Source organism: Mycobacterium neglectum, from assembly GCF_002591975.1.
Lineage (GTDB): Bacteria > Actinomycetota > Actinomycetes > Mycobacteriales > Mycobacteriaceae > Mycobacterium > Mycobacterium neglectum.
This window is the reverse complement of record NZ_NVQE01000025.1, coordinates 59,028-84,610: the sequence shown is the minus strand read 5'-3', so window position 1 is coordinate 84,610 and position 25,583 is coordinate 59,028. Positions and strand designations below refer to the sequence as shown.

Below are 25,583 nucleotides of genomic sequence, written 5' to 3'. Positions count from 1 at the left end.
CCGCCCGGCTCCTCAAAGTGACGACGAGCAAGTCCGACCACGCCACCAGAGCCCGCATCCCCAAGCGCGCACAATCACATGAGGCAACGAAACCACCCTCGCGCGCATCTTGACATGAGGCAACACGGGTCGACATTGTGACTACTGAAACCAAAGTGACACAAGGGAATTGGTCAGTCGCTGCGCCACCCGGGATGGGTCGGGCACCGAGAGGGCCCACAGCAACCGCATTCTGTCGTTGACGGCGACGTAACAATCCCGGAACGCGACCTTCCTACTGTTGGCCGGTCACCGCCCGCAAAGGTTGCGGGCGATAGCAGCGATAGGAAGTCCATTGAGCGGAAATGCAGTGCGTCTGCAGGCGATCAACAACGTCGAGGCGTACGTGCCTCCAGCCATCAGCTTTGATCCCGCCGAGGCTCCCGGTGAGGTCTTCGGCTCCAACGTCTTCACGACGGCTGAGATGCGGCTTCGGCTGCCCAAGTCGGTGTACAAGTCCGTCGTCGCCACGATCGAGAAGGGTGCGAAGCTGGATCCGGCCGTTGCCGACTCGGTCGCCTCGGCGATGAAGGACTGGGCACTGTCGAAGGGGGCCACCCACTACGCACACGTCTTCTATCCGATGACCGGGCTGACCGCCGAGAAGCACGACAGTTTCCTCGAGCCGGTATCCGACGGCGAGACCCTCGCGGAGTTCGCGGGCAAAACTTTGATCCAGGGTGAGCCGGACGCGTCCAGCTTCCCGTCGGGTGGCCTGCGAAGCACCTTCGAAGCCCGCGGCTACACCGGCTGGGACGTCACCAGCCCGGCCTACATCCTGGAAAACCCGAACGGCAACACCTTGTGTATCCCAACGGTGTTCGTCTCGATGACCGGTGAGGCGCTCGACTACAAGACGCCCTTGCTGCGTAGCCAGCAGGCGATGGGCGCCCACGCCGAGCGGATCCTGAAGCTGTTCGGCCACGACAACCTGGCGAAGATCGTCGCGTTCTGCGGGCCGGAGCAGGAGTACTTCCTGGTCGACCGCCACTTTTTCCTGGCCCGCCCCGACCTGGTCAATGCGGGCCGCACGCTGTTCGGCGCGAAACCGCCGAAGGGCCAGGAGTTCGACGATCACTACTTCGGTGCGGTGCCCGAGCGGGTGCTGGGCTTCATGATGGACACTGAGCGCGAACTGTTCAAGCTCGGCATCCCGGCCAAGACGCGCCACAACGAGGTTGCCCCAGGGCAATTCGAGATTGCGCCGATGTTCGAGCGTGGCAACATCGCCTCAGATCACCAGCAGCTGCTGATGACCGTCTTCAAGACGACTGCCAAGAAGCACGGTATGGAATGCCTGTTCCACGAGAAGCCGTTCGCCGGCGTCAACGGGTCCGGCAAGCACGTCAACTTCTCGTTGGGCAACGCCGATTTGGGGTCGCTGCTGGTCCCCGGCGACACGCCACACGAGAACGCGCAGTTCCTGGTCTTCTGCGCAGCAGTGATCCGCGCCGTTCACAAATATGCCGGCCTGCTTCGGGTTTCGGTGGCGTCGGCCACCAACGACCACCGGCTCGGCGCCAACGAGGCACCGCCGGCAATCATCTCGATCTTCCTCGGCGATCAGCTGGCCGACGTGTTCGAGCAGATCGCCAAGGGGGCGGCGACATCGTCAAAGGGCAAGGGCAGCATGATCATCGGTTGCGACACGTTGCCGGTGCTGCCGACCGATCCGGGCGACCGCAACCGCACGAGCCCGTTCGCCTTCACGGGCAACCGGTTCGAGTTCCGTGCGCCGGGCTCGGGCCAGACGGTCGCGGTGCCGATGATGATGCTCAACACGATCATGGCCGAATCGCTCGACTACATGGCGACCGTGCTGGAGAAGGCCGTCGACGACGGTGAGGATTTCGACGAGGCCGTCCAGAAGCTGCTTACCGACATCATCACCGAGCACGGCGCTGTCGTGTTCAACGGTGACGGCTACTCGGAGAATTGGCAGATCGAGGCCGCCGAGCGTGGGCTGCCGAATCTGAAGACGACGCTGGATGCGCTGCCCGAGCTGATCAAGCCCGAATCCATCGAGCTGTTCGAGAAGTACAGCGTGTTCAGCGAGCGCGAGCTGCACAGCCGCTACGAGGTCCGCCTCGAGATGTATGCGCTCACCATCGGCGTCGAGGCCAAACTTGCGCTGGAACTCGGTTCGACAGTGATCCTGCCCGCTGCCGTCCGCTACCAGACCGAGTTGGCGCAGAACGTGGCAGCGCTCAAGGCTGCGGGTATGGAGCCGGACATGACCATGCTGGAGGCCGTCAGCACGCCCATCTCAGAGATGACGGCGGCGCTGGCGGCATTGAAGGCGGGGCTCGCCGAACACGGCGGAGATTCAGCCGCCGAAGAAGCCACCCATGCGCAGAGCCTGCTGCCGAAGATGGACGCGGTTCGCGCCGCCGCGGATGCGTTGGAAGGCATCGTGGCCGACGATCTGTGGCCGCTGCCCACCTACCAGGAAATGCTGTACATCCTCTGAGACCGGGCGCCGCGACGGCGGCGACATGAGGCTTCGCCGAGTGTGGGGGTCCAGTCCGAGCCACTCGGACACTGGTAACCGCAACCCCCACACTCGGCGATTCAAGTCAGGTGGTGTGGCCGTCGGCGACCGTCAGGGCCGCGTCGAGCATGCGCAATCCGTCTGCCACCTCGGCATCGCTGACATTGCACGGCGGCACCGCGTGAATGCGGTTGAAGTTCGCGAACGGGAGCAGGCCATTGGCCTTGCATGCCGCCAGCGTCTCGCCCATCGCCGGGCTGGTTCCGCCGTACGGTGCCAGTGGTTCGCGGGTCTGCCGGCTGGTGACCAGTTCGATTGCCCAGAACACCCCGAGGCCGCGCACCTCGCCTACCGACGGGTGCTTTGCCCCCAGCTCACGCAGGCCGGGGCCGAGAACGTCGCTGCCAATGCGCGCCGCGTTGGTGACCATGCCCTCGTCCTCCATCGCGTTGATGGTGGCGACCGCGCAGCCCGTCGCCAGCGGATGACCCGAATACGTGAGGCCGCCCGGGTACGGCCGATCGGCGAACGTCTTGGCGATCGATTCGTTGATCGCCACACCGCCTAACGGCACGTAGCCCGAGGTGACTCCCTTGGCGAACGTGATCAGATCCGGCACAACGTCGAAATGCTGGATGGCGAACCATTTTCCGGTGCGTCCGAAGCCCGCCATCACCTCGTCTGCGATGAAGACGATGCCGTAGCGGTCGCAGATCTCGCGGACGCCCTTCAGGTAGCCGGGTGGCGGCACCATGATGCCCGCGGTGCCCGGCACCGACTCGAGGATCAGCGCCGCGAATGACAGCGGGTTCTCCATCTGGATCAGCCGCTCGAGGTGTTCGAGCGCCCGCTGCGTCTCCTGCTCCTCGGTGTCCGCATGGAACGAGGAGCGGTAGAGGAAGGGCCCGTTGAAGTGCACGACGCCGCTGTTGCCGTAGTCGTTGGGCCAGCGGCGTGGGTCGCCGGTCAGGTTTACCGCGGTATCGGTGCCACCGTGGTAGGACCGGTAGCGGGCCAGCACCTTGTAGCGGCCGGTATGCAACCGGGCCATGCGAACGGCGTGTTCGACGGCGTCGGCGCCGCCATTCGTGAAGAACACCCGGTTGAGGTCACCGGGCGTCCGTTCAGCGATCAGCCGGGCGGCCTCCGAGCGGGCGGGGTTGACGTGTGCGGGGGCGATAGTGCACAGCTTGGCGGCCTGTTCGGCAATGGCGGCAACGACTTTCGGGTGCTGATGGCCGATGTTGGTGTTGACCATTTGCGACGAAAAGTCCAGCAGCTTGTTGCCGTCACCGTCCCAGACGTAGGAGCCCTGCGCGGCCAGCACGGTCATCGGCTTCAGTGCCGCCTGCGCCGACCACGAGTGGAAGACGTGGGCGCGGTCGAGTTCGTGTGCGTGCACACCCTCGGCGATCGCTGCAGCGAGATCCTGCCCGTTGGGTAACGGTTCCGAACCGGTGGAGCCCATTGCTGCGCCTATCTGTCCGCCGATGATGCGGGAAGCCTAGCCCGATGCCTGAATATCCCGGGTCAGGACGGCCAGGGTGGACTTCGCCGCAAGATCGAGGGCGTCACGCACGGGTAGTGCGCGGAATGTCTCGGACAGAATCTCGACACCCCAGGGGCCGTCGAACTCGAGGTCACGTAGGACTGCTACCAGTCCGTCGAGATCGAAAGTGCCCTCGCCGCAGAGCAGCCGGTGGTCCACGGTGTCCTCGAAGAGCGAGCCGACGGCCGCGGCCGCGGCGTCGTCGAGTTCGACACCGAAGACCATCCCGGGGGTGAGGGCGGCCCGCAACTCATCAAGCGACGTGGCCGCCCGGAACACGTGCCACGCGTCGACCAAGAGCCCTACCGCGGGATGACCGCAGGACGCCACGAGTTCTGCGCCCATCGGAACGGTCGAGACGATGGAGAACGGCATGGTCTCCAGCGCGATCCGCGTGCCGTGTGCGACTGCCTGCACCGCGAGTTCGTGGAGCGGTTCGGCGAGGGCCCCGGGACACTGCGTCGGTTGCCCCAGTTCGGAGCCGATCTTGATGAATGCGGGTGCGAGGGCGTCTGCGGCTTCGAACAGGAGGTCGCGGACACCGTAGGAATGCCCGGCCTCTCCGCGGGGAATCCACCACCGTTCGAGCAGCTCGATCTCGATATGGGTGAGGCAGTGGTCGGCGATTAGATCGCGTAAACCGATAAAGCCGATCGACGCCCGAATCGCCGCCAAGTCGTCAGCGATGAGTCCGAGACCCGAGTAGCCCGCATCGGCCACCGCGGTAATACGTTCCGAGATGGGAACGGGACTGGTTGCGGGCGTTCGCATCGGCGAGGTGTCTCCGGCACTGGTCCATGCTGTCGCGACGAGTTCGGGCACGTAGTCCTCTCTGCTTCCTCCCTCGCGTGGGCCCACACGTCAGTAGGGGACGTGCGCAAACTCCGATTCGATGGATCGCTTACTGGTTCTGCGGGAAGCCCAGTTCGATGCCGCCGTGACTCGGGTCGAGCCAGCGACTCGTGATGGCTTTCTGGCGGGTGAAGAACTGCACACCGTCCATGCCGTGGGCATGGCTGTCGCCGAACAGCGAGGCCTTCCAACCGCCGAAGCTGTAGTACGCCATCGGTACCGGAATCGGCACATTGATGCCGACCATGCCGACCTGAACCTCGTTCTGGAAGCGTCGTGCGGCACCGCCGTCGTTGGTGAAGATCGCGGTGCCATTCCCATAGGAATTGGTGTTCACCAGTTCCATCGCCTCGTCGTAGGTCTCCACGCGCACGACCGACAGCACCGGGCCGAAGATCTCGTCGGTGTAGACGCTCATCTCGGGGGTGACGTTGTCCAGCAGTGTGGGGCCCAACCAGAAGCCGTCCTGCCCGCCATCGGCGGTCACGTTGCGGCCGTCCACCACGATCTTGGCGCCGTCCGTCTCCCCGGCGTCGATGTAGGACGCCACCTTGTCCCGGTGGGCCTTGGTGACCAGCGGACCCATATCCGAATCCTTGGTGCCGTCGCCGATTTTCAGCGGCGTGGTGCGGTCGGCGATCTTGGCGACCAGGTCGTCGGCGATCGGGCCGACGGCGACACACGCGGAGATCGCCATGCAGCGCTCTCCTGCCGAGCCGAAGCCTGCGTTGACCATCGCGTCGGCAGCCAGGTCCAGATCGGCGTCCGGCAGGACGACCGCGTGGTTCTTCGCGCCGCCCAGGGCCTGCACGCGCTTGTCGTGAGCGGTACCGGTGGCGTAGACGTACTTCGCTATCGGCGTGGATCCGACGAAGGAGACCGACTTGACCTTCGGATTGGTCAGGATCTCGTCGACGGCCGTTTTGTCACCCTGAAGGACGTTGAATACTCCTGGCGGCAGACCGGCTTCGGCCCACAGGGCAGCGATCCACAGTGAGGCGCTCGGGTCTTTCTCCGACGGCTTGAGCACGACAGTGTTTCCGGTCGCGATGGCGATGGGGAAGAACCACATCGGCACCATGGCGGGGAAGTTGAACGGGCTGATCACGCCGACGACACCGAGGGGCTGACGGATCGAGTAGACGTCGACCTTGGTCGACGCGTTCTCGGTGAAGCCGCCCTTCAGTAGATGCGGGATACCGCAGGCGAATTCGACGACCTCCTGGCCACGGCTCACCTCGCCGAGGGCGTCCGAGACGACCTTGCCGTGCTCACTGGTGATGATCTCGGCCAGCTCACCCTTACGTTCGTTGAGCAACTCCCTGAATCGGAACAGCACTTGAGTCCTTTTCGCGAGCGAGGTGTCGCGCCATGCGGGAAATGCGGCCGCTGCGGAGTCGATCACCGCGCGGGCGTCCTCCACGCTCGCCAGTCCGACCTGCCCCGTCACCTCACCGGTCGCGGGGTTGGTCACCGGCGCGGTCGCGCTGCTGGCGCCGGCAAAGACCTTGTTGTCGATCCAGTGCTGAATTGACTTGCTCATGTTTCTACTTTCCGTACTTCGAGACGTATTCGGTCATGGTCGTCAGTTGATAGCGCGAGACGTCGTGTGCGGTCTCGTCCTCGGCGAACACCGACGACACCATCACGGTGTCGGGCCGGTCATAGAAGCCGATTTCGGCCAGACCGCCGAAGAACTCGTCCCAGTCGACGTCGCCGTCGCCGATCTTCAGGTGCTGGTGCACCCGCACCGGATTGCCCGGCGGATTGGTGATGTAGCGCAGGCCGTGGCTGCGGTGATGGTCCATCGTGTCGGCGACGTGCACCAGCCGCAGCTTGTCACCCGCCGCGCGCATGATGTCGATCATGTTCGAGCCCATGTGGTACGTATGGCATGCGACGTAGACCATGCCGATGTTGGGTGAGTTCACACCACGGATGATGCGCAGCGCCTCCATTCCGTCTTCGACGAAATCGTCTGGGTGCGGATCGATCCGGACGTCGATACCCTCCCTCTCGAAGATCGGCACGAGTTCCTCCATCGACCGGAAGAACGCGCGTTCGGATTCCTCGGGCTTCTCGGGTCGCCCGGAGAACTCGGTGTTGATCACGTTGACGCCGAGGTCGACCGTGATCTGAACGACCCGCTTCCAGTTGCGCACCGCGGCCTCACGGGCGTCCTCGTCGGGGCCCGACCACCTCAGCACCGGAAGCACTGAAGCGATGCCCACACCCGCATCGCCACATGCTTTGCGGAATTTCGCGACGAGATCGTCGTCAGCACGCGGATGGTTGAAGAATGGGATGAAGTCCCGGTGCGGTGTCAGCTGCAGGTGCTCATAGCCCAACTCCGCCACCAGCTTCGGGAAGTCGAGCAGTTCATAGTCGTGGTGAAAAGGCGTCGGATCGAGTGCGATTTTCATGTCAGGCGCCCGAGATCGATGCGCGGTCGACCATCTTGACCTCGACCAGCAGACCACTGTTGAGCGACTCGACGCCCGCCTCGCAGACCGCGGCAGCAGCATAGCCGTCCCATGCGCCGGGACCGTCTATGTAGATTCCGCTTGATGCCCCGCGCTGCGCCGCGTCGACCCAGCGCTGGAACTCGGTGTCGTAGGCCTGCCCGAAGCGCTCCCGGAAGCCGGGGGTGATCTGGCCGCCCCAGGTGCCGTCACTCCGCTTGCGAACCAGGCCGACGTCCAGGCCGATCATGGCGCTGCCCTTCTCGGCTACCACTTCGGTGCGGACCTCGTAGGCGACTCCGGTGGTGACGAACAGTTCGACGTCGACGTGCTTACCCGATGCGGTGCGCATGATCGCGATCTGCGGGTCGGCGAGACCCTGCGGCGCGGCGGGATTGGCTGCCGGCTTGACGATCTGGATCGAGGTGATCTCCTCGTCGAATAGAAACCGGGTGACGTCCACCTCGTGCACCAGCGAGTCACGCACGACCATCGCGCTGTCAAAAGACGGCGGCACGGCCGGATTGCGGTGTGCGCAGTGCAGCACCAGCGGGCGCCCGAGTTCGCCGCCGTCGAGCAGCGCCTTCAACCGTGCGTACTCGTGGTCGAATCTGCGCATGAAGCCGACCTGGATCAACCGCTTGCCGAGTTCGGCCTCGCGCTTCACCACGGCCAGCGAGGTCTCGATGTCGGTGGTCAACGGCTTCTCGCAGAGCACGGGCTTGCCGTGCTCGAGGCAGGCGAGCAGTTGCTTCTCATGAGTCGGTCCCGGGGTGGCGAGCACCACCGCGTCGACGTCCGGATCGGCGATGGCGTCGAGTGGGTCGATGACAGCGCGGCAGCCGTCGATACCGGCGGCGATCTGCTCGGCCTTCTCGGTGACGTAGTCGTTGACGACAACCACCCGGGCGCCCGAGATTCTGGTGCTCAGTCGGGCGACGTGGTCGGCGCCCATCACACCGACACCCAGAACGGCAACACGTAAGTCGGACAAAACGTCTCCTAGTTGAAACGGACGGACGGTACGCCGCACGAGCCCAGATAGGACCGGGTGCGCTGGGCGATCGGAAGCGGTGCGTCGACCTCGCAGGGATACATGTCCTGCTCGACGATCGCGAACACGTCGATGCCGAGCTTGTCGATCTCGGCGAGCAGCGTCGGCATCTCCGGAATGCCCAGCGGCGGTTCGATCATCGCGCCGAGCTTGACCGCCTCACCGAACGGCAGATCCTCGGCCTCTACTTTGGCGCGTACCTCGGGATCGACCTGCTTGAGGTGCAGGTACCCGATGCGCTCCGGCGCGCGGCGGATGATCGCGATGTTGTCGCCACCGCAGTAGCTGATGTGGCCCGTGTCCAGGCAGAGGTTGACGAACTCGCCATCCGTGCCGTCGAGGAAGCGGTAGACGTTCTCCTCGGTGTCGACATGACTGTCGGCATGTGGATGATATTGCGCACGCACGCCGTACTTCTCGAACATGGCCCTGCCGAGTTCGTTCATGCCCTCGGTCTTTTGGCGCCACTGCTCGGTCGTGAGGTTGCGGTCCTCGAGGACGGCGCCGGTGGACGGGTCGCGCCACATCTCGGGGATGACGACCACGTGCTTGCCGCCGACGGCCGCCGTCAGCCGTGCCACGTCCTCGATCTGCGTCCACACTGAGTCCCACGCCGCATCTCCACGTGACTCGGACTGATGAAGATGCTCGAAGACCGTGCCCGCCGACAGCTTGAGATTGCGCGAGGCGAGTTCGTCTGACAGCTTCTGCGGATCCGTCGGCAGGTAGCCGAACGGTCCGAGCTCGATCCACTCGTAACCCGACGCGGCGACCTCGTCCAGGAACCGGGTGTACGGCGTCTGGCGGGGATCATCGGGGAACCATACGCCCCATGAGTCGGGTGCGGATCCAACAAGTATGGTGCTCAACGTCGTTCGTCCTTCAGTCAGTCGGCTTGATCAGCGGGCGTTGGATCTTCTTCCATTCGACGTACTTCTCGTACGCCTCCTGGGTGGAAGTCAGTGTGGAGACCTCGGACACCGGCACGTCCCACCAGGACTCGCTGTCCGGCGCCGGGATCAGCGGATCGGTCTCGACATGGATCACCGTCGTGCGATCGCTGGCCTTGGCCACCTTCACGGCATCGGCGAACTCCGCGGCGGTGCCGACCTTGACGACGTCGGCGCCGAGACTGGCCGCGTTGGCGGCGAGGTCCACCGGCAACTTGGCGCCGTCGAGACGGCCGTCGTCGCTGCGGTAGCGGTATGCGGTGCCGAACCGCTGCGAGCCAAGGGCCTCCGACAACGATCCGATCGACGCGAACCCGTGGTTCTGCACCAGCACCACGATGACCTTGACACCTTCCTGGACGGCGGTCACCAACTCGGTGGCCATCATCAGGTAGGAACCGTCGCCCACCATGACGAACACGTCGCGGGTCTCGTCGGCCATCCTCACCCCGAGCCCGCCTGCCACCTCATAACCCATGCAGGAATAGCCGTACTCGACGTGATAGCCCTTGGGATCCCTTGTCCGCCAGAGCTTGTGCAAGTCTCCCGGCATCGAGCCGGCCGCACAGACCACGACGTCGCGGGGATCGCTGAGGGTGTTCGCGAGGCCGATCACCTGGTTCTGGTTCAACGCTTCGCCGTCCTCGACCGCATATACACCCGAGACGATGTCGTCCCACTCTTTGGCCAGGGCCGCGGTGCGGGCAAGGTATTCGTCGCCGACCGCGTAACCGTCCACCGCCGCACCCAGTGCGTCGATCGCCTCGCGGGCATCGGCCACCACCGAAAGGCCGCCCTGTTTGACCGAGTCCAGTGACGCCACATTGATGTTGACGAATCTGACGTCGGGGTTGTTGAACGCGGTCCGCGACGCGGAGGTGAAATCGCTATAGCGAGTTCCGATCCCGATCACCACGTCAGCCTCGGCGGCCAGCGCGTTGGCTGCGGTTGTGCCGGTCGATCCGATGGCGCCCATGCACTGTGGATGGTCGTAGGGGAGCGCGCCCTTGCCTGCCTGACTCATCCCGACCGGGATGCCGGTCTGTGCGCAGAACGTGGCCAGCGCGTCGGTGGCGCCGGAGTAGATGACACCACCGCCGGCGACGATCATCGGCTTGCTTGCGCTGCTGACGATTTCGGCGGCGCGCGCGATGACGGACCGCTCGGGTAGTGGGCGTGCGACATGCCAGGTGCGTTCGGCGAACAGCGATTCCGGCCAGTCGAATGCCTCGGCCTGCACGTCCTGCGGGATGGACACCGTGGCGGCACCGGTCTCGACGGGATCGGTGAGCACCCGCATCGCGCCGATCAGCGCTGCGGGCAGTTGTTCAGGCCGCCACACCCGGTCGAAGTAACGGGACAGCGGTTTGAAGGCATCGTTGACAGTGACGTCGCCGGAGGACGGCAGCTCCAGCTCCTGCAGGACCGGCGAGCTGGCGCGGGTGGCGAACGTGTCGGCGGGCAGCAGAAGAACGGGCAGCCGGTTGATCGTCGCGAGTGCTGCGCCCGTCAGCATGTTCGTCGAGCCGGGGCCGACGCTGGCGGTGACTGCCCAGGTTTGCAGCCGATCCTTCTGGCGGGCGTATGCGACGGCTGTGTGGACCATAGCCTGCTCATTGCGGCTCAGTACGTACTTGAGGCCCGGTCCTCTGCCGGCTTCGGCGGCTTCGACCTCGTCCTGCAACAGCGCCTGGCCGAGGCCTGCGACGTTGCCGTGTCCGAAGATGCCGAAGGCGCCTGCGAAGAATTTGGTGCGTTCACCGTCGCGTTCGACGTACTGGTTGGCCAGGAAGCGAATCGTCGCCTGTGCCACGGTCAGTCGGACGGTGGATTCAGTGTCGGCGGACTTCTCGGCCCGCTTCGGTGCGGTGGAAACCACGGTCAGGCTCCTGTCTCGTAGCCGGCTTTTTGATGAAGGGGCAGGCGGGGGTCGACGGCCTGGTCGTCCCAGGTGCTGCGTAACCAGGCGTGTTCCGGGTCGTCGACGATCTTCCAGGCGCGTTCGGCGCCCGGTCCGGCCATCACGTTGAGGTAGTACATGTGATAGCCAGGTGCGGCGACGGATGGGCCGTGATATCCGTGGGGCACCAGCACCACGTCGCCGGTACGCACCTCTTCGAGTACCTCGATCGGACGGTCCGGCGTCCCGTAGACGCGGTGGTATCCGAAGCCGCGGGAACCGTCGGGTCCACCGGCGATCTCGAAGTAGTAGATCTCCTCGAGTTCCGTTTGAGTGGGCGTGTTCTCGTCGTGCTTGTGCGCGGGATAGCTCGACCAGTTGCCGCCGGGAGTGATGACCTCGCAGGCGATCAGCGAGTCGGCCTCGAAAACTCCTGCGGTGCCGAAGTTGTGCACCTGACGGCTGCAGTTGCCGGTGCCGCGCAGTTCGACGGAGACGTCCGCGGCGGCGACGCGGCGGTTCGGGAACGAGTTCTTGGCGTGGGCTCCGCAGATCGCGAACCGGCCCTCGCCCGAGATCACGTAAGTCTGGTCGATGCCGAGGTAGACCATGTCGGACGGACCGTCGAACACCGATGCCCGCGGGGCCAGTTCGAACGTGTCGCCATCGGATTCCACGGTGCCGCCGCCGGCCAGCGGCAGAATCATCACCTCGGTGCCGCCCGTCGTGAGTTCGGCCCGCTGACTGTCGTCCAGTTCGATTACCTGCAGCGATGATTCGGTCCACCCGGCGGATTCCGGCGTGATGTGAACCGTGTACGGCAGCGCTGCGCTGCGCGCGGGGATGTAGAGCTTGCTGTGCATTGTCACCTCACCATCGATACCGCGGTGGCGACGGCCGAGGCGACGTCGTCATCGGGCGGATAGAGCAGCGTGCGGCCGACGATCAGTCCACGTACCGACGGCAGACCGAGCGCCTTCTCCCAACTGGCGAACGCCTCGTCGGGATCGGTGGGGTCACCGCCGAGCAACAGGGTCGGCAAGGTGGTGGAGTCCATCACTCTGTCCATCTCGTCGACCACTGGCAGTTTCATCCAGGTGTATGCCGAGGTCGAGCCGATGCCCTGGCAGATGTGAATCGACTTGATCACCGCATCGGGGGACAGGTCATTGCGGACCTTTCCGTCGACCCGGGAGGACATGAACGGCTCGAGCATCGCGATGAGACCCTCGGCGGCCAGTTCGTCCACCGCCTGTGCGCACGCCGCCATGGTCGCGACGGTTCCCGCATCGTCGAGATCGATGCGGCACAACATCTTTCCGCCGTTCATCTTCGCCGCGGCAGTGGATGTCGCCGTGGCGGCGGTCATCCTGTCGTCGAGTTCGAACGACGCGCCGGCCAGTCCGCCGCGATTGAACGACGAGAACACCACCTTGTCCTCGAGCGCACCGAGCACCACCAGGTCGTCGAGAATATCCGGGGTGGCCAGCACTCCGTCGACTCCCGGATCGGCAAGTGCCGCACGTAGCCGGTCGAGCAGGTCGGTCCTGCTGTTCATCGCGGTGGGGCGAGTGCCGACGGCGAGGGCGCCGCGGGCGGGGTGGTCGGCGGCGACGATCATCAGGCGACCATTGCCTCGGATGGTCGGCCGCGTCACGCGGTTCTGCCAGGCGCGGGCGATCGCGCCGGGATCGCTGGCGCGCAGCTCGGTGATCCCCGCGTAGTCGGTGCAGAGTGCCTCAGATGTTGACCTAGACATTCACGGCCCCCAGCGCGGTTCGTTCGGCGAGCTCGGCCACCTCGGCGGCGGTCGGCATCGCGGTGGAGCACTCCAGTCGGGAGGCGACGATGGCGCCGGCGGCGTTGGCGTATCGCAGCGTCTTCTCGAGTGACCAGCCGTGCAGCAAGCCGTGGCACAGGCTGCCGCCGAACGCATCTCCTGCGCCGAGCCCGTTGACGACATCGACCTCGTTGGGTGCAACCGTCACCGAGCTGTGCTTGGTTTTGCCGAGGACACCGCGTGGCCCCTGCTTGACGATCGCCAGCTCGACTCCGAGGTCCAAGAGCGCCTCGGCCGCCTTGTGTGGGTTGGATTCTCCGACCGCGATCTCACACTCTTCGCGATTGCCCACCGCGACAGTGACGTGGGCAAGCGCACGCTGCACCTGCTCGGTGGCGGCGGCGGGGGAGTCCCAGAACATCGGGCGGTAGTCGAGGTCGAGCACCGTCAACGGCGCCCGGTTGCGGATTTCCCATGCGGCGAAATGTGCGCTGCGGCTTGGCTCTTCGGAGAGTCCGGTCACCGTCGACCAGTAGAGCCGGGCCGCGCGCACGGCGTCGCCATCGATATCGCCAACGCTGATCTGAAGATCGGGCGCCTTGGGGCGACGGTAGAAATACAGCGGAAAATCGTCCGGTGGGAAGATCTCGCAGAAGGTGACAGGCGTCGGGAACTCGTCGTTGGTCACCACGTGGCTGTTGTCGACACCGAGCCGAGCCAGCTCGTTGCTGACGTACCTGCCGAACGGGTCGGCGCCCACGCCGGAGATCAGGGCCGAGCGGTTACCGAGGCGCGCTGCGGCGACCGCGACGTTGGCGGCGCTACCGCCGAGGAACTTGCCGAAGGTCTCGACGTCCTCCAGGCCTACGCCGATCTGCAGGGGGTACACATCGACGCCGCATCGCCCGATGGCGAGTACGTCAGATGGCTGTGTGGTCGTCAAAAGTCGGCTCTCCACGGGTAGGGGGACGGCTGTATATGACTGTGCCCGCCATCACTCCACGATGTCAATAGTTTGTCCTGACATTCTATCTTTCGATCATAGGGTGCTAGGATTCAGCTACTCTTTGTCTGGTCCATCACGAGATCGGAGACGACGTGCCCTTGGCGGTGGAGCTCGACAGGTCAAGTCCTGTTCCCCTCTACTATCAGCTCGCCCAGGCGATCGAGGCGGCGATCCGAGATGGCGAACTCTCGCCCGGCGACCGCTTTGAGAATGAGTTGGCCTTGGCGAAGCGATTGACGTTGTCGCGGCCGACGACGAGGCGCGCGATACAGGAACTCGTCGACAAAGGTCTGCTGGTTCGCAAGCGCGGGGTGGGGACTCAGGTCGTACAGAACCCGGTGCACCGACGTGTCGAGCTGACAAGCCTTTTCGACGACCTCGCGCGCGCAGGCCAGGAGCCGACCACCCAGCTGCTCGACTACACGGTCGGGCGTCCCGGCGAGGAGGTCGCGCGCGAGCTCAGCATTTCCGAGGACCGCGAGGTGGTCACCATTCATCGACTGCGGTGCGCCAACGGCGAGCCGCTGGCAGTGATGATCAACCACCTACCGGTCGAGATCGCACCCGAGGCCGGGGAGCTGGAGAAGAGCGGCCTGTACCAGGCGATGCGATCGCGCGGTGTGCACATCCGGCTGGCGCGCCAGCGAATCGGCGCCCGCGGCGCGACCCGGTCGGAGGCACGACTGCTCGATGAAAAGGCCGGCGCGCCGCTGCTGACGATGACCCGCACCGCTTTCGACGACTCCGGCACTGCGGTCGAGTTCGGCAACCACTGCTATCGCGCCGCACGCTACTACTTCGACACCACTCTGGTCGATCGCTAGTTTTTCTCCCGCGAGCGTGCGCGAAGTCGCGGTATTTTCCCGGCGTGTCTGCCACAAACACGCACTCTCGCGGCTGGCGCGTGAGCCCAGTGCGGTCAACTGAACGCGGCGCGGAACGCTTCCAGAGCGGCTTCGCTTTCGCCGGATGCCCAGGACTCCAAGCCGACCGTGCCGGTGTAGCCGATGCCCCGTAGTGCCTTCGCGATCGCGGGGTAGTTGATCTCACCGGTTCCCGGCTCACATCGTCCAGGGACGTCGGCGACCTGGATCTCGCCGATCGCATCGCCGCAGCGGCGGATCAGCTCGATGAGATTCCCCTCGCCGATTTGCGCGTGATAGAGGTCGAGCATCATCCTCACGTTCGGATGCGCCACGCCCTCGATCAGCGCCAAAGTGTCCTTGGCGCGGGCCAGAGGGACGCCGGGATGGTCGACGATCGTGTTGAGGTTCTCCACGCAGAACTGCACGCCGGCCTTGGCGCCGAGGTCTCCGATGCGTTCCAGGGTGCGCAGTGCGGTCAGCCACATCTCGCCCGTCGCCCGCTGCCGTGGCCGTGCCGCGTGGCCGTCCACGAGCTCGGCGGTGTGCAAGTTCAGCCGCGAAACGCCCAGTGTCTCGGCGGCTTTGATAGACAATTCGGCGGTGCGGACCACCTCGTCGCAGGTGAGGGGATCGATCAGGTCGCCATGCAGATAGCCCGTCATCGACGTGAACCGCGCCCCGGTGGCGGCGAGTGCGGCCAGGTCCTTGTCGTGCCAGCTCCAGATCTCGACGGCGAAACCCATGTCGTGGATGCGGTGCACGCGGTCGATGATCGGTAACTCGGCGAAGACCATCTCCGAAGACACAGCCAGCTCAAAGTCCGTCATATCAAGATCGCCTCCTTCGCTGTGGCGCTACGACCGGAACCCTAACATTTGATGTGCAGTCCTAATGTCAGGACAAACTATTGACTTTCTGCTGTGAGCCGTATTACATCGACGAAGAGGAGTGCTGCGTCGCACTCGAATGGGAAGCGTGATGTTGCGATGAGCGCTCGCGCGAAGAGCGGAGGAAAGATGAGGTTCAGTCGGCTCGCGTCGGTCACCGGAGTGACCGTGCTCGCACTGGGAATCGCGTCGTGTTCATCGACCGGCGGAAAGCCGCGCGAGAGCGACGGCGGAATGGGCGGCGGCACCGTCGACACGCCCCGCGCGACGATTGCGATGATCACCCATGAAGTGCCGGGCGACTCGTTCTGGGATCTGATCCGCAAGGGTGCGGAGACCGCGGCGCAGAAGGACAACATCGAGTTGCGCTATTCGAACGACCCTGAGGCACCCAACCAGGCAAACCTCGTGCAGACGGCGATCGACAGCGGCGTTGACGGCATTGCGCTGACCCTTGCCAAGCCCGATGCGATGCGTGCCGCCGTCGCGGCGGCCGAGGCGAAGGGCATTCCCGTCGTCGCATTCAACGCCGGCGGCGATGCCTGGCAGCAGATGGGTGTCAAGGAGTTCTTCGGTCAGGACGAGTTCATCGCGGGCCAGGCCGCGGGCGACAGGCTCAAGCAGGAGGGCGCGACGAAGGTGCTCTGCGTCATTCAGGAACAGGGCCACGTCGGACTCGAAGACCGCTGTGCCGGAGTGAAGAGCAACTTCCCGGCGACTGAGAACCTCAATGTCAACGGAAAGGACATGCCGTCGGTCGAATCGACCATGACCGCGAAGCTGCAGCAGGATCCGAGCGTCGACTACGTCGTGACGCTGGGCGCACCGTTTGCGTTGACCGCCGTGCAATCGGCGAAGAACGCGGGCAGCGACGCCAAGATCGGCACCTTCGACACCAACGCCGCGCTCGTCGGCGCGATCCAGGACGGCAGCGTGCAATGGGCCGTCGACCAGCAGCCGTTCCTGCAGGGTTACCTGTCGATCGACTCGCTGTGGCTGTACCTGAACAACGGCAATGTGATCGGTGGCGGTAAGGAAACCCTGACCGGTCCGGCGTTCATCGACAAGACGAACGTCGACGCCGTCGCCGAGTATGCGAAGGGTGGAACCCGCTGATGAGTACGAGTACCGAAGTCGACCTCGCTGAACGCAAGGTCGTCCACGACGAACGTGTCAAAGAGCGAAACCGCATCCAGCGGATGCTGATTCGCCCCGAGATGGGTGCGCTGATCGGCGCTGTCGTCATCTTCATCTTCTTCTTCGTCATGGCGCCGCCGTTCCGGTCGGCAGAATCACTGGCGACAGTGCTGTACGGCAGCTCGACGATCGGAATCATGGCGTGCGCTGTCGCTCTGCTGATGATCGGCGGCGAGTTCGACCTGTCGGCAGGCGTCGCTGTCACCACGGGTTCACTCGCCGCATCCATGCTGGCCTGGAATTTTCACCTGAACCTGTGGGCCGGTGCGGGATTGGCGCTGATCCTGTCGCTGGCCGTCGGATTTTTCAACGGGTACATGGTGATGAAAACCAAGATTCCGAGCTTCTTGATCACACTCGGGACCTTGTTGATGTTGACCGGGGCGAACATCGCCGTGACCAAATGGGTTGCGGGCACCGTCGCCACGCCCAGCGTGAGCGATATGCAGGGCTGGGAGTCCGCCCGTGCGGTGTTCGCGTCGACGCTGACCATCTTCGGTGTACCGGTGCGCGTCACCGTGCTGTGGTGGCTGCTGCTCACCTTGATCGCGACCTACGTGTTGTTCAAGACCAAGATCGGTAACTGGATCTTCGCCGTCGGTGGCGACGCGGAAAGCGCGCGCGCAGTCGGCGTGCCCGTCACCGCCGTGAAGATCGGTCTATTCATGTTCGTCGGGTTCGCCGCGTGGTTCTCCGGCATGCATCTTCTGTTCTCGTACAACACCGTTCAGTCCGGACAGGGCATTGGGCAGGAGTTCATCTACATCATCGCCGCAGTCATCGGTGGGTGTCTGCTTACCGGCGGATACGGCACGGCCATCGGTGCCGCGATCGGTGCGTTCATCTTCGGCATGGTGCAACAGGGCATCGTCTATGCGGGCTGGGAACCGGACTGGTTCAAGTTCTTCATGGGCGTGATGCTGCTGTTCGCGGTCATCGCCAACAACGCATTCCGCAACTACGCCGCAAAGAGGTGACCCATGACCGCAACTGTTGATCAACCAGTCGAAGAAGCCCCGTCCGGAGGCAAGGTGCCGCTGGTCGAGCTGAAGAACATCGGCAAGATGTACGGCAACATCACTGCGCTGAAGGGTATCTCGCTACGGGTACACGCCGGCGAGGTGACGGGCATCCTCGGCGACAACGGAGCAGGCAAGTCAACGCTGATCAAGATCATAGCCGGGTACCACCCGCCGAGCGAGGGCGAACTGCTCGTCGACGGTGAGCCCGCCCGCCTCGCTTCACCCAAAGACGCGCTGGGCAAGGGCATCGCGACGGTGTATCAGAATCTGGCCGTCGTGCCGCTCATGCCGGTGTGGCGCAACTTCTTCCTCGGCCAGGAGCTTCGGAAGAAGTCCTTTCCGTTCTCGTTGGACTCCAACGCGATGCGTGCCACCACGTTGTCCGAACTTGCGAAGATGGGCATCGAACTGCCCGACGTCGACGTGCCGATCGGCTCACTTTCGGGTGGACAGCGTCAGTGTGTGGCGATCGCGCGGGCCGTGTTCTTCGGTGCGCGAGTGCTGATCCTCGATGAGCCGACGGCAGCACTCGGCGTCAAGCAGTCAGGGGTGGTGCTGAAGTACATCACGGCGGCCAAAGAGGCCGGTTTCGGCGTGGTGTTCATCACACACAATCCCCATCACGCGCACATGGTGGGGGACCACTTCGTGCTGCTCAACCGGGGTCGTCAGAAGCTGGATTGCTCATACGACGACATCACGCTCGAGCACCTGACGCAAGAGATGGCAGGCGGTGACGAGCTCGAGGCCCTGTCACACGAATTGCGGGGTAAAGACGCATAACTGACCACGGATGAGCCCCGCAACCTCCAGGTATGCGGGGCTTTTCCGTACTTACCGTTCGGTCGCTGTTCACCTGGGCGGCAGTGTGGTGGATGGCCGACTTCCGAGATCGCCTGCACAATGGATACGTGCGAATCGAACCCGATCCGAACCGCCACGCGCCGGTCTGGCGTGACCCGCTGTCCGCGGGCTGGCGTGCGCACCGTGGCCTGCTGATGCTTCGGCTGCGGTGGCACGAACGTCGTGATGCGCCGCTGAACTGGCGTCAGGCCGGCAGCTCATAGCCCGAGAACTCTTACGGTCTCGGTCCGCATCTCGACCTTGCGCACCTTTCCGGTCACCGTCATCGGGAACTCATCGACGACGCGCACATACCTCGGAATCTTGTAGTGGGCGAGTTTTCCTGATGCGAACGCCCGCACGGCATCGACATCCAGCGGGGTACGACCGGACCGCATCCTGATCCACGCGCAGATCTCTTCGCCATACTTTTCGTCGGGCACACCGATCACCTGAGCGTCGTCGATGTCGGGGTGGGTGTGCAGGAACTCCTCGACCTCACGCGGGTACACATTCTCACCGCCGCGGATCACCATGTCCTTGATGCGACCGATGACCATGCAGTAGCCGTCGTCCCGCATCACCGCCAGATCACCGGTGTGCATCCAGCCGTCGGCGTCGATGGCCTCACGCGTGCGTTCGTCGTCATTCCAATAACCCAGCATCACTGAGTAACCCCTGGTGCAGAACTCGCCCGGCTCACCGCGTTTCACGGTTTTCCCGGTATCGGGGTCGACGATCCTGATCTCCACGTGCGGATGCGCACGTCCGACGGTGGCGGTGCGACGGTCCAGGTCGTCGTCGATCAGCGTTTGACACGACACCGGCGACGTTTCGGTCATGCCGTAGGCGATCGCCAACTCGGACATGTTCAGCTCGTTGACACAACGCTTCATGAGCTCCATCGGGCAGGTGGCTCCCGCCATGATCCCGGTGCGAAGCGACGATAGATTTCGCCGGCCGAGGTCGGGGTGCCCGAGCATCGCGATGAACATCGTCGGCACGCCGTAAAGTGCGGTGCAGCGCTCCTTTTCGATCGATTCCAACGTCGCCCCGGGGTCGAAGCCGGCCGCCGGAATCACCATGGTGGCACCGTGTGTGGTGCAGCCGAGGTTGCCCATCACCATGCCGAAGCAATGGTAGAAGGGCACCGGGATGCACAGCCGTTCCCCGGGGCCGAGCTTGATCAGCTCGGTGACGAAGAAGCCGTTGTTGAGGATGTTCCGGTGTGACAGGGTGGCGCCCTTCGGTGAACCCGTTGTGCCCGAGGTGTATTGGATATTGATCGGATCGTCGGGTTGCAGGCCGGCCATCCGGTCGCGCAGGGCGGCCGCAGGCACCTGGTCGGCACGACTCCGTAGGCGGTCCCAGTCGCCGCTTCCCAGGAAGACGACCTCGGCCACATCGGGAGTCTCCGAAGCCACCTCGCTGACCATGCCGCGATAGTCGGAGGTCTTGAACGACGTCGCCGATACCAACATCCGCGTGCCGGACTGACGCAGTACGTAGGCCAGCTCGTGGGTGCGATAGGCGGGATTGATCGCCACCAGAATCGCGCCGATCTTGGCCGTGGCGTACTGGAGGATGGTCCATTCGGGACAGTTGGGTGCCCAAATACCCACACGATCCCCGGGCGCAATGCCGCTGGCCATCAGCGCACGTGCCACGCAGTCGATCTCGGCGTTCAACTCGGCGTAGGTCCAGCGCCGGCCGCCGGCGACGTCGACGAGCGCCTCCGCATCGGGGTAGGTCGAGGCGGTGCGCTCGAAGTTGGCGCCGATCGTCTCGTCCAACAGGGGAATCCCGGTGGGGCCGGCTGCAAACGACTCCCCGCCGCCGTACTCCCGCCGCAAGTGGGTCTTGAGCACCTTTCCGCTGGCGTTGCGCGGCAGCACATCGACGATCGCGAGACGACGCGGGTGCTTGTAGCGGGCGAGGTGCTGATGGCAATGTGCGTCGATGTCTTCGATGGTCGGGGGATCGGCGGGATCGCGCGGGACCACAACGGCCATCGGGGTTTCACCCCATTTCGGATCGGGCACACCGATGATCGCGACCTCGGCGATTTTGGCGCAGGTGGCCAGAACGTTCTCCACCTCGGCACAGTAGATGTTCTCCCCACCGGAGATGATCACGTCCTTCTTGCGATCGACCACATAGATGTAGCCGTCCTCGTCCTGCCGGACCAGGTCACCTGAATGAAACCATCCGCCGCGGAAGGCTTCCGCCGTCTCGGCCTCCTTCTCCCAGTACTCCTTCATCACCAGTGGGCCCAGATAGACGATCTCGCCGACCTCGCCCTGGGCGACGTCGTTCATTTCGTCGTCCACGATGCGGGTCTCGACGTTGAGCATCGGCGTACCCACCGAGCCGATCTTGCGGATCGCGTCCTCCCCGCGGAGCAGACACGTGATGGGACTGCATTCGGTCTGACCGAACGCAGCGATGATCTCGGCGTGTGGGAAGGCTGCGATCATCGATCGCAGCAGCGTTGTCGACGCGGGTGCGGCGCCCCACCAGACTCGGCACAGCCTGGACAGGTCCCGGGATCCGAGATCCGGCATAGCGCAGACGATCTGCCACTGGGCCGGCGTCATCCAGCATGAGGTGACGTGCTCGTCGACGATCATGTCGACGATGGCGGCGGGGTCGAACCCGCCCGACGGCGGAATGACGGCGGTGCCGCCGTTGAGGAACATCGGCAGCATCCCGGATACGCCTGCGGTGTGAAAGAGCGGTGCCACAGCCATCCAGCAGTCGTCGTCGTCGCGGTATCCGAGGGTGGCGATCGAACTGAAGGCGTGCAGGTACAGGTTGCGGTGGGTGAGCACCGCGCCCTTCGGGAATCCCGTTGTCCCGGACGTGTACATGATGAACGCGGGTGCCTCGTCGGCGGTGTCGACGTCGACGGTGCCATTGACGGTGTCACTGTCTGAGGCGGCGAGGATGTCATCCAGGTCACCGCCGATCGTGATAACGGTGTCCACCGATGGCGCCTTGGTGCGCGCCTGCTCGACTGCCGGTGCGAGGGCAATGTCCACCACCACGGCCACCGCGGCGCTGTCTGCGAGCACGTAGGCGATCTCGTCGGCGACCATCCTGAAGTTGACGGGGACCGCGACGGCGCCGAGACGCAATGCGGCGAACCAGGACTCGACGAGCTCGATGCTGTTGTACCCGAGGACCGCCACCCGATCACCGCGGCCGACCCCGCGGGCGGACAGCGCGTTGGCGAGCCGGGTCACCCGCTCGTCCATCTCCGAGAAGGTGCATCGCCGTTGCGGATCGACGAAGGCGACCCTTTCGGGCCTGATCCGGGCATGCCTGCGCAGCACGTCGCTGAGCGTGATGCCCGCAGTGGGGGAGACAGTTGCGGTCGGCGTTGTCATCATTGGCTCCTGTCAGTTGAAAGATACTGTCGGTTGGGGGATCTACAGGCCGATGCGATCGGCGAGCAGTCGACGGTGGTGCGTGCTTCCGCCGAAGAGCGCCTGGGTTGTCTTGGCCCGCCGGAAATACAGGTGTAGGTCGTGTTCCCAGGTGAAGGCGATACCGCCGTGTACCTGGATCGCCGAACCTGCGCACAGGGTGTAGGTGTCGGCGGCCTGCGCCTTCGCCAGCGGACCGGCGATCCGTAGCTCGTCGTCGTTCGCCGCGCTCATCGCCGCATACATCACCGCCGCGCGGGTCGCATCGATCTCGATCAGCATCTCCGCGCACGCGTGCTTGACCGCCTGAAACGAGCCGATCGGCCGGTCGAATTGCTTTCGGGTGCAGGCGTATTCCGCCGACATGGCCAGACACGCTTCGGCCCCGCCGAGCATCTCGGCGGCCAGCAGCACCCGTGCGACGTCGATGAGCCGTTCGACATCGTCAGGTGCACCTGCGGACAAAGCTTCGGCGGGCGCCTGCGTCAACTCGAGCCTGGCGATCGGCCTCGTGATGTCGAACGAGGGCTGGCTGACGACGGTCACTCCTGGGGCGTCGGCCGCCACCACGTGAAGCGTGACCGCACCGTCGGCGACCGCGGGCACGATGAACAGGTCCGCGACGTGACCGTGCAGAACGGGCCCGCACCGGCCGGTGAGTACGGTTCCGTCGTGCCAGTCGGCCCGTACCGGCGCCGTCGACGGGTCGGTGTCGTCAGGGCCCGCCACCGCGAGCGCTCCGATCTGTTCTCCGCAAAGCATTCCCTTCAGCAGCCTGCGACGCTGTTCCTCGTCGCCGGTGCGAAACACCGCTTCGATCGCGAAGGTGGTGGCTGCCAGGGGAACCGGCGTCAGGGCCCGGCCGAGTTCGGCGAACACGATGGCGGACTCGACCAGCGTGCCGCCCGCTCCGCCGTACTCGAGCGGAATGTGTAGTCCAGCCAGCTCCAACTCGCTGCACAGGCGTTGCCAGAGCGCTGCGTCGTGGCCGGCGGATGCGCGCAGCCCAGACAGCGGGGCGGCATCGCGGAGAAATCCGCTCAGCGATTCGCGGAGGTCGTTTTGTTCTGTGCTGTACCGGAATTCCATGTCAACACCCTCCATGCCCTCCGCCGATACCGGCCAGTGCTCGCGGTTCTTTGGGGAGCCCCAGCAGCTGCTCACCGATCACGTTGCGTTGGATTTGCGAACTCCCCGCGTAAATGGTCGCAGCCCGCGCGTAGAGCAGCTCATCCATCCAGCAAGCCGCCGTATTCGGCGTACCCGCCTCCGGAACCATCAGCGCTGCACCGTTCCCCGGTCCTTCGGGACCGAGCGCGTCGAGCCCGAGGATCTCGACGGCCAACTCGGTGTGGCGCCTGAAGTACTCGCTCCAGATGACCTTGCTGATCGCGGCATCGGGGCCCGGCCGCCGTCCCTCCAGGAGCTGCGTCAAACCGCGGTAACCCTGGTACCGCATGATCTGGACCCGCGAATAGCACCAGGCCAATCCGTCACGGATGTGCGGGTCTTCGTGCCGTCCGCGCTGCCTGGCGAGCTCAATCAGCCGGTTCAGGTCCCTGCCGAAGTCGATGGCCGCCGTGGTGACCTGTGCTCCGCGCTCGAAACCGAGCAGGGTCATCGCTGTCGGCCATCCGCCGCCGACCCCGCCGACAACGTGGACGGCAGGGGTCCGCGCGTCGGTCAGAAAGACCTCGCTGAACGAGGCGTGTCCCGCCGCGTTCACGATCGGGCGGACCTCGACACCCGATTGGTCCATCGGGACCAGGAGCAGCGAAAGTCCCTTGTGCTTGGCCGCATCCGGGTCCGTGCGCGTCAAGACGAAGATCCAGTTCGCGCTCGCACCCGCGGATGTCCAGATTTTTTGGCCGTTGACCACCCACTCGTCACCGTCGAGCACGGCCCTGGTCCGTACCGACGCCAGATCCGAGCCCGCCTCGGGCTCTGAGAAGCCCTGGCACCAGCGATCCTCACCCGACAGGATTCGCGGCAGAAAATGCCGCTTCTGTTCCTCGGTACCGAGTGCGATGAGCGTGTTGCCGATGAGTTCGATGCCGAACCGGTCGTTTTCGGGAGGCTCTGGCGCTCCCGCGCGGGCGAGTTCCTCGGCGAGCACCACCTGTTCGACGACGGACAGACCGGCCCCGCCGTACTGCTTCTCCCAGGACACGGCGATCAGGCCGCGGTCCGCGAGGATCTGGCGCCACCGGTGCGCGAATGCCTCGCGCTCGTCGGGCGCCAGCGCTCCGCCTCCTGGCCAGCTTGGGGGAAGGTGCTCTGCCAGGAACGCACGGATTTGAATCCGGAAGTCCTCCGCTTGTTGCGGGTAGTCGATGTCCATCGGGTCAGGGCCGCCCTTTTTCCGCAGGCAGGATCTCCGGTGCGATGCGCCAGTCGTCGAGGCCGTAGTCGACCGTCCCGTAGGACAACTCCCCGCCGGTCACCTCGCCCCAATGCGCGTGGTTGAGCTGATGAATCTTGAAGCAGGCGTCGAGTGCTGTCGAGAATCCCATCGCATCGACGGTCTGGTTCACCGACTCCTTGATGAGCAGCGCGGCCACCGTCGGCAGTTTGGCGATGCGGCGGACGAACTCGAGGGTTTGATCGGCCAGCTCTTCGTTGGGAAAGACCTTGCTCACCATCCCGATGGCGTGGGCTTCGTCGGCACCGAGAGAGTCACCGGTGAGCAGGAGTTCCTTCGCCTTACGTGGTCCGAATTCCCACGGATGGCCGAAGTACTCAACCCCGCACATGCCAAGGCGGGTGCCGACGACATCGGCGAAAATGGTGTCCTCACCGGCGACGATGAGATCGCAGCACCACGCCAGCATCAGTCCTGCGGACAGGACCATGCCGTGCACCTCGGCGACGGTGATCTTGCGGAGGTTGCGCCATCGCTTCGTGTTCTCGAAGAAGTAGTGCCATTCCTGCCGGTTGCGCGACTCGACTCCGCCGAATGTCCCGCCGTTGCACTGGTACGAGGGATGCTGGTCCGGGCCCGGCGAACGTTCGCGCACATCGTCGGAAGAGCCGAGGTCGTGCCCGGCGGAGAACGAGGTGCCCGCGGCCCGCAGCAGGACCACCCGGACCTGGTCGTTCGTTTCGGCGAGTTCGAACGCCGAACCCAGCTCGACGAGCATCCCGCGATTCTGCGCGTTGCGCTGCTTCGGGCGATCCAGCGTGATGACGGCGATCCGGCCCTCGTCGATGACCTCGTAGCCGATGTAGTCGAAATCCGGCACGGATGGCTCCCTTCC

At 64.8% G+C, this 25,583-nt stretch carries 21 protein-coding genes; 6 read left to right on the top strand and 15 right to left on the bottom strand.

From position 1 onward, the window contains the following. The first annotated feature begins 334 nt into the window (after positions 1-334). The gene (locus CSQ99_RS19500; RefSeq protein WP_099040656.1) at positions 335-2,509 is read left to right on the top strand and encodes a glutamine synthetase III family protein; all 2,175 of its coding nucleotides are present in this window, start codon (positions 335-337) and stop codon (positions 2,507-2,509) included. Between the two features lie 106 nt (positions 2,510-2,615). On the opposite strand, the gene CSQ99_RS19495 is transcribed toward CSQ99_RS19500, so the two are convergent. From CSQ99_RS19495 to iolC, 10 genes are all read right to left on the bottom strand, one after another. Further along, the gene (locus tag CSQ99_RS19495; protein ID WP_099040655.1) at positions 2,616-3,998 is read right to left on the bottom strand and encodes an aspartate aminotransferase family protein; all 1,383 of its coding nucleotides are present in this window, start codon (positions 3,996-3,998) and stop codon (positions 2,616-2,618) included. 36 nt (positions 3,999-4,034) lie between these two features. Continuing rightward, positions 4,035-4,901 carry a sugar phosphate isomerase/epimerase family protein gene (locus CSQ99_RS19490; RefSeq protein WP_099040666.1) on the bottom strand — a complete coding sequence of 289 codons (867 nt, stop codon included), beginning with the start codon at positions 4,899-4,901 and terminating at the stop codon, positions 4,035-4,037. Positions 4,902-4,980: 79 nt separating this feature from the next. Next, positions 4,981-6,474, bottom strand: coding sequence for a CoA-acylating methylmalonate-semialdehyde dehydrogenase (locus tag CSQ99_RS19485; protein ID WP_099040654.1), 1,494 nt, complete (start codon positions 6,472-6,474; stop codon positions 4,981-4,983). 4 nt (positions 6,475-6,478) lie between these two features. Beyond that, complete coding sequence (locus tag CSQ99_RS19480) at positions 6,479-7,354, bottom strand: sugar phosphate isomerase/epimerase family protein (protein ID WP_099040653.1); 876 nt, start codon at positions 7,352-7,354, stop codon at positions 6,479-6,481. Position 7,355: 1 nt separating this feature from the next. Further along, on the bottom strand, positions 7,356-8,387 hold the full coding sequence (locus CSQ99_RS19475) for a Gfo/Idh/MocA family protein (RefSeq protein ID WP_099040652.1): 1,032 nt from the start codon (positions 8,385-8,387) through the stop codon (positions 7,356-7,358). A gap of 8 nt (positions 8,388-8,395) precedes the next feature. Next, the gene (locus CSQ99_RS19470; protein WP_099040651.1) at positions 8,396-9,316 is read right to left on the bottom strand and encodes a sugar phosphate isomerase/epimerase family protein; all 921 of its coding nucleotides are present in this window, start codon (positions 9,314-9,316) and stop codon (positions 8,396-8,398) included. Between the two features lie 13 nt (positions 9,317-9,329). Then, positions 9,330-11,276: a 3D-(3,5/4)-trihydroxycyclohexane-1,2-dione acylhydrolase (decyclizing) gene (gene iolD / locus CSQ99_RS19465; RefSeq protein ID WP_099040650.1), complete on the bottom strand. Its 1,947-nt coding sequence runs from the start codon at positions 11,274-11,276 to the stop codon at positions 9,330-9,332. Between the two features lie 2 nt (positions 11,277-11,278). Next, positions 11,279-12,160: a 5-deoxy-glucuronate isomerase gene (iolB, locus tag CSQ99_RS19460; RefSeq protein ID WP_099040649.1), complete on the bottom strand. Its 882-nt coding sequence runs from the start codon at positions 12,158-12,160 to the stop codon at positions 11,279-11,281. A gap of 2 nt (positions 12,161-12,162) precedes the next feature. Next, on the bottom strand, positions 12,163-13,056 hold the full coding sequence (locus tag CSQ99_RS19455; protein WP_099040648.1) for a Cgl0159 family (beta/alpha)8-fold protein: 894 nt from the start codon (positions 13,054-13,056) through the stop codon (positions 12,163-12,165). Continuing rightward, entirely contained in the window at positions 13,049-14,020 is a 972-nt protein-coding gene (gene iolC / locus CSQ99_RS19450; RefSeq protein ID WP_099040665.1) for a 5-dehydro-2-deoxygluconokinase, read from the bottom strand. The genes CSQ99_RS19455 and iolC overlap by 8 nt, the downstream gene beginning before the upstream one ends. Positions 14,021-14,175: 155 nt before the next feature. On the opposite strand from iolC, the gene CSQ99_RS19445 reads away from it, so the two are divergent. After that, positions 14,176-14,907 carry a GntR family transcriptional regulator gene (locus CSQ99_RS19445; RefSeq protein ID WP_099040647.1) on the top strand — a complete coding sequence of 244 codons (732 nt, stop codon included), beginning with the start codon at positions 14,176-14,178 and terminating at the stop codon, positions 14,905-14,907. Between the two features lie 95 nt (positions 14,908-15,002). Here the strand turns inward: CSQ99_RS19445 and CSQ99_RS19440 are convergent, their stop codons facing one another. After that, the gene (locus tag CSQ99_RS19440; RefSeq protein ID WP_099040646.1) at positions 15,003-15,776 is read right to left on the bottom strand and encodes a TIM barrel protein; all 774 of its coding nucleotides are present in this window, start codon (positions 15,774-15,776) and stop codon (positions 15,003-15,005) included. A 189-nt stretch (positions 15,777-15,965) separates the two neighbouring features. Between CSQ99_RS19440 and CSQ99_RS19435 the strand changes: the two genes are divergently transcribed. From CSQ99_RS19435 to CSQ99_RS19420, 4 genes are read left to right on the top strand one after another with little or no spacing between them, the layout of a single operon-like run. Next, complete coding sequence (locus tag CSQ99_RS19435) at positions 15,966-16,952, top strand: substrate-binding domain-containing protein (protein ID WP_099040664.1); 987 nt, start codon at positions 15,966-15,968, stop codon at positions 16,950-16,952. Beyond that, positions 16,952-18,010 (top strand): ABC transporter permease, encoded by a 1,059-nt coding sequence (locus tag CSQ99_RS19430; protein ID WP_099040645.1) that lies wholly within the window; start codon positions 16,952-16,954, stop codon positions 18,008-18,010. The genes CSQ99_RS19435 and CSQ99_RS19430 overlap by 1 nt, the downstream gene beginning before the upstream one ends. Before the next feature lie 3 nt (positions 18,011-18,013). After that, positions 18,014-18,838, top strand: a complete 825-nt coding sequence (locus tag CSQ99_RS19425) for an ATP-binding cassette domain-containing protein (RefSeq protein WP_099040644.1) — start codon at positions 18,014-18,016, stop codon at positions 18,836-18,838. 32 nt (positions 18,839-18,870) lie between these two features. Then, positions 18,871-19,122, top strand: coding sequence for a hypothetical protein (locus CSQ99_RS19420; protein ID WP_141562704.1), 252 nt, complete (start codon positions 18,871-18,873; stop codon positions 19,120-19,122). Here CSQ99_RS19420 and CSQ99_RS31905 read toward each other — a convergent pair. From CSQ99_RS31905 to CSQ99_RS19400, 4 genes are read right to left on the bottom strand one after another with little or no spacing between them, the layout of a single operon-like run. Beyond that, positions 19,117-22,287 (bottom strand): long-chain-fatty-acid--CoA ligase, encoded by a 3,171-nt coding sequence (locus tag CSQ99_RS31905; protein ID WP_099040663.1) that lies wholly within the window; start codon positions 22,285-22,287, stop codon positions 19,117-19,119. The two genes, CSQ99_RS19420 and CSQ99_RS31905, sit on opposite strands and share 6 nt — an antisense overlap. Positions 22,288-22,329: 42 nt before the next feature. Further along, complete coding sequence (locus CSQ99_RS19410; protein WP_099040642.1) at positions 22,330-23,415, bottom strand: acyl-CoA dehydrogenase family protein; 1,086 nt, start codon at positions 23,413-23,415, stop codon at positions 22,330-22,332. A gap of 1 nt (position 23,416) precedes the next feature. Continuing rightward, positions 23,417-24,667, bottom strand: a complete 1,251-nt coding sequence (locus CSQ99_RS19405) for an acyl-CoA dehydrogenase family protein (protein WP_099040641.1) — start codon at positions 24,665-24,667, stop codon at positions 23,417-23,419. A 4-nt stretch (positions 24,668-24,671) separates the two neighbouring features. Then, positions 24,672-25,568: an enoyl-CoA hydratase gene (locus CSQ99_RS19400; RefSeq protein ID WP_099040640.1), complete on the bottom strand. Its 897-nt coding sequence runs from the start codon at positions 25,566-25,568 to the stop codon at positions 24,672-24,674. Positions 25,569-25,583: the final 15 nt, after the last annotated feature.

Excerpts from the sequence above, each read along its gene's own strand:
- CSQ99_RS19425 (WP_099040644.1), top strand. The coding sequence starts at position 18,014 with ATGACCGCAACTGTTGATCAACCAGTCGAAGAAGCCCCGTCCGGAGGC.
- CSQ99_RS19485 (WP_099040654.1), bottom strand. The coding sequence starts at position 6,474 with ATGAGCAAGTCAATTCAGCACTGGATCGACAACAAGGTCTTTGCCGGC.
- CSQ99_RS19440 (WP_099040646.1), bottom strand. The coding sequence starts at position 15,776 with ATGACGGACTTTGAGCTGGCTGTGTCTTCGGAGATGGTCTTCGCCGAG.
- CSQ99_RS19435 (WP_099040664.1), top strand. The coding sequence starts at position 15,966 with ATGAGGTTCAGTCGGCTCGCGTCGGTCACCGGAGTGACCGTGCTCGCA.
- CSQ99_RS19420 (WP_141562704.1), top strand. The coding sequence starts at position 18,871 with ATGCGGGGCTTTTCCGTACTTACCGTTCGGTCGCTGTTCACCTGGGCG.
- CSQ99_RS19405 (WP_099040641.1), bottom strand. The coding sequence starts at position 24,667 with ATGGACATCGACTACCCGCAACAAGCGGAGGACTTCCGGATTCAAATC.
- CSQ99_RS19410 (WP_099040642.1), bottom strand. The coding sequence starts at position 23,415 with ATGGAATTCCGGTACAGCACAGAACAAAACGACCTCCGCGAATCGCTG.
- CSQ99_RS31905 (WP_099040663.1), bottom strand. The coding sequence starts at position 22,287 with ATGACAACGCCGACCGCAACTGTCTCCCCCACTGCGGGCATCACGCTC.
- CSQ99_RS19495 (WP_099040655.1), bottom strand. The coding sequence starts at position 3,998 with ATGGGCTCCACCGGTTCGGAACCGTTACCCAACGGGCAGGATCTCGCT.
- iolB (WP_099040649.1), bottom strand. The coding sequence starts at position 12,160 with ATGCACAGCAAGCTCTACATCCCCGCGCGCAGCGCAGCGCTGCCGTAC.
- CSQ99_RS19430 (WP_099040645.1), top strand. The coding sequence starts at position 16,952 with ATGAGTACGAGTACCGAAGTCGACCTCGCTGAACGCAAGGTCGTCCAC.
- CSQ99_RS19455 (WP_099040648.1), bottom strand. The coding sequence starts at position 13,056 with ATGTCTAGGTCAACATCTGAGGCACTCTGCACCGACTACGCGGGGATC.
- CSQ99_RS19480 (WP_099040653.1), bottom strand. The coding sequence starts at position 7,354 with ATGAAAATCGCACTCGATCCGACGCCTTTTCACCACGACTATGAACTG.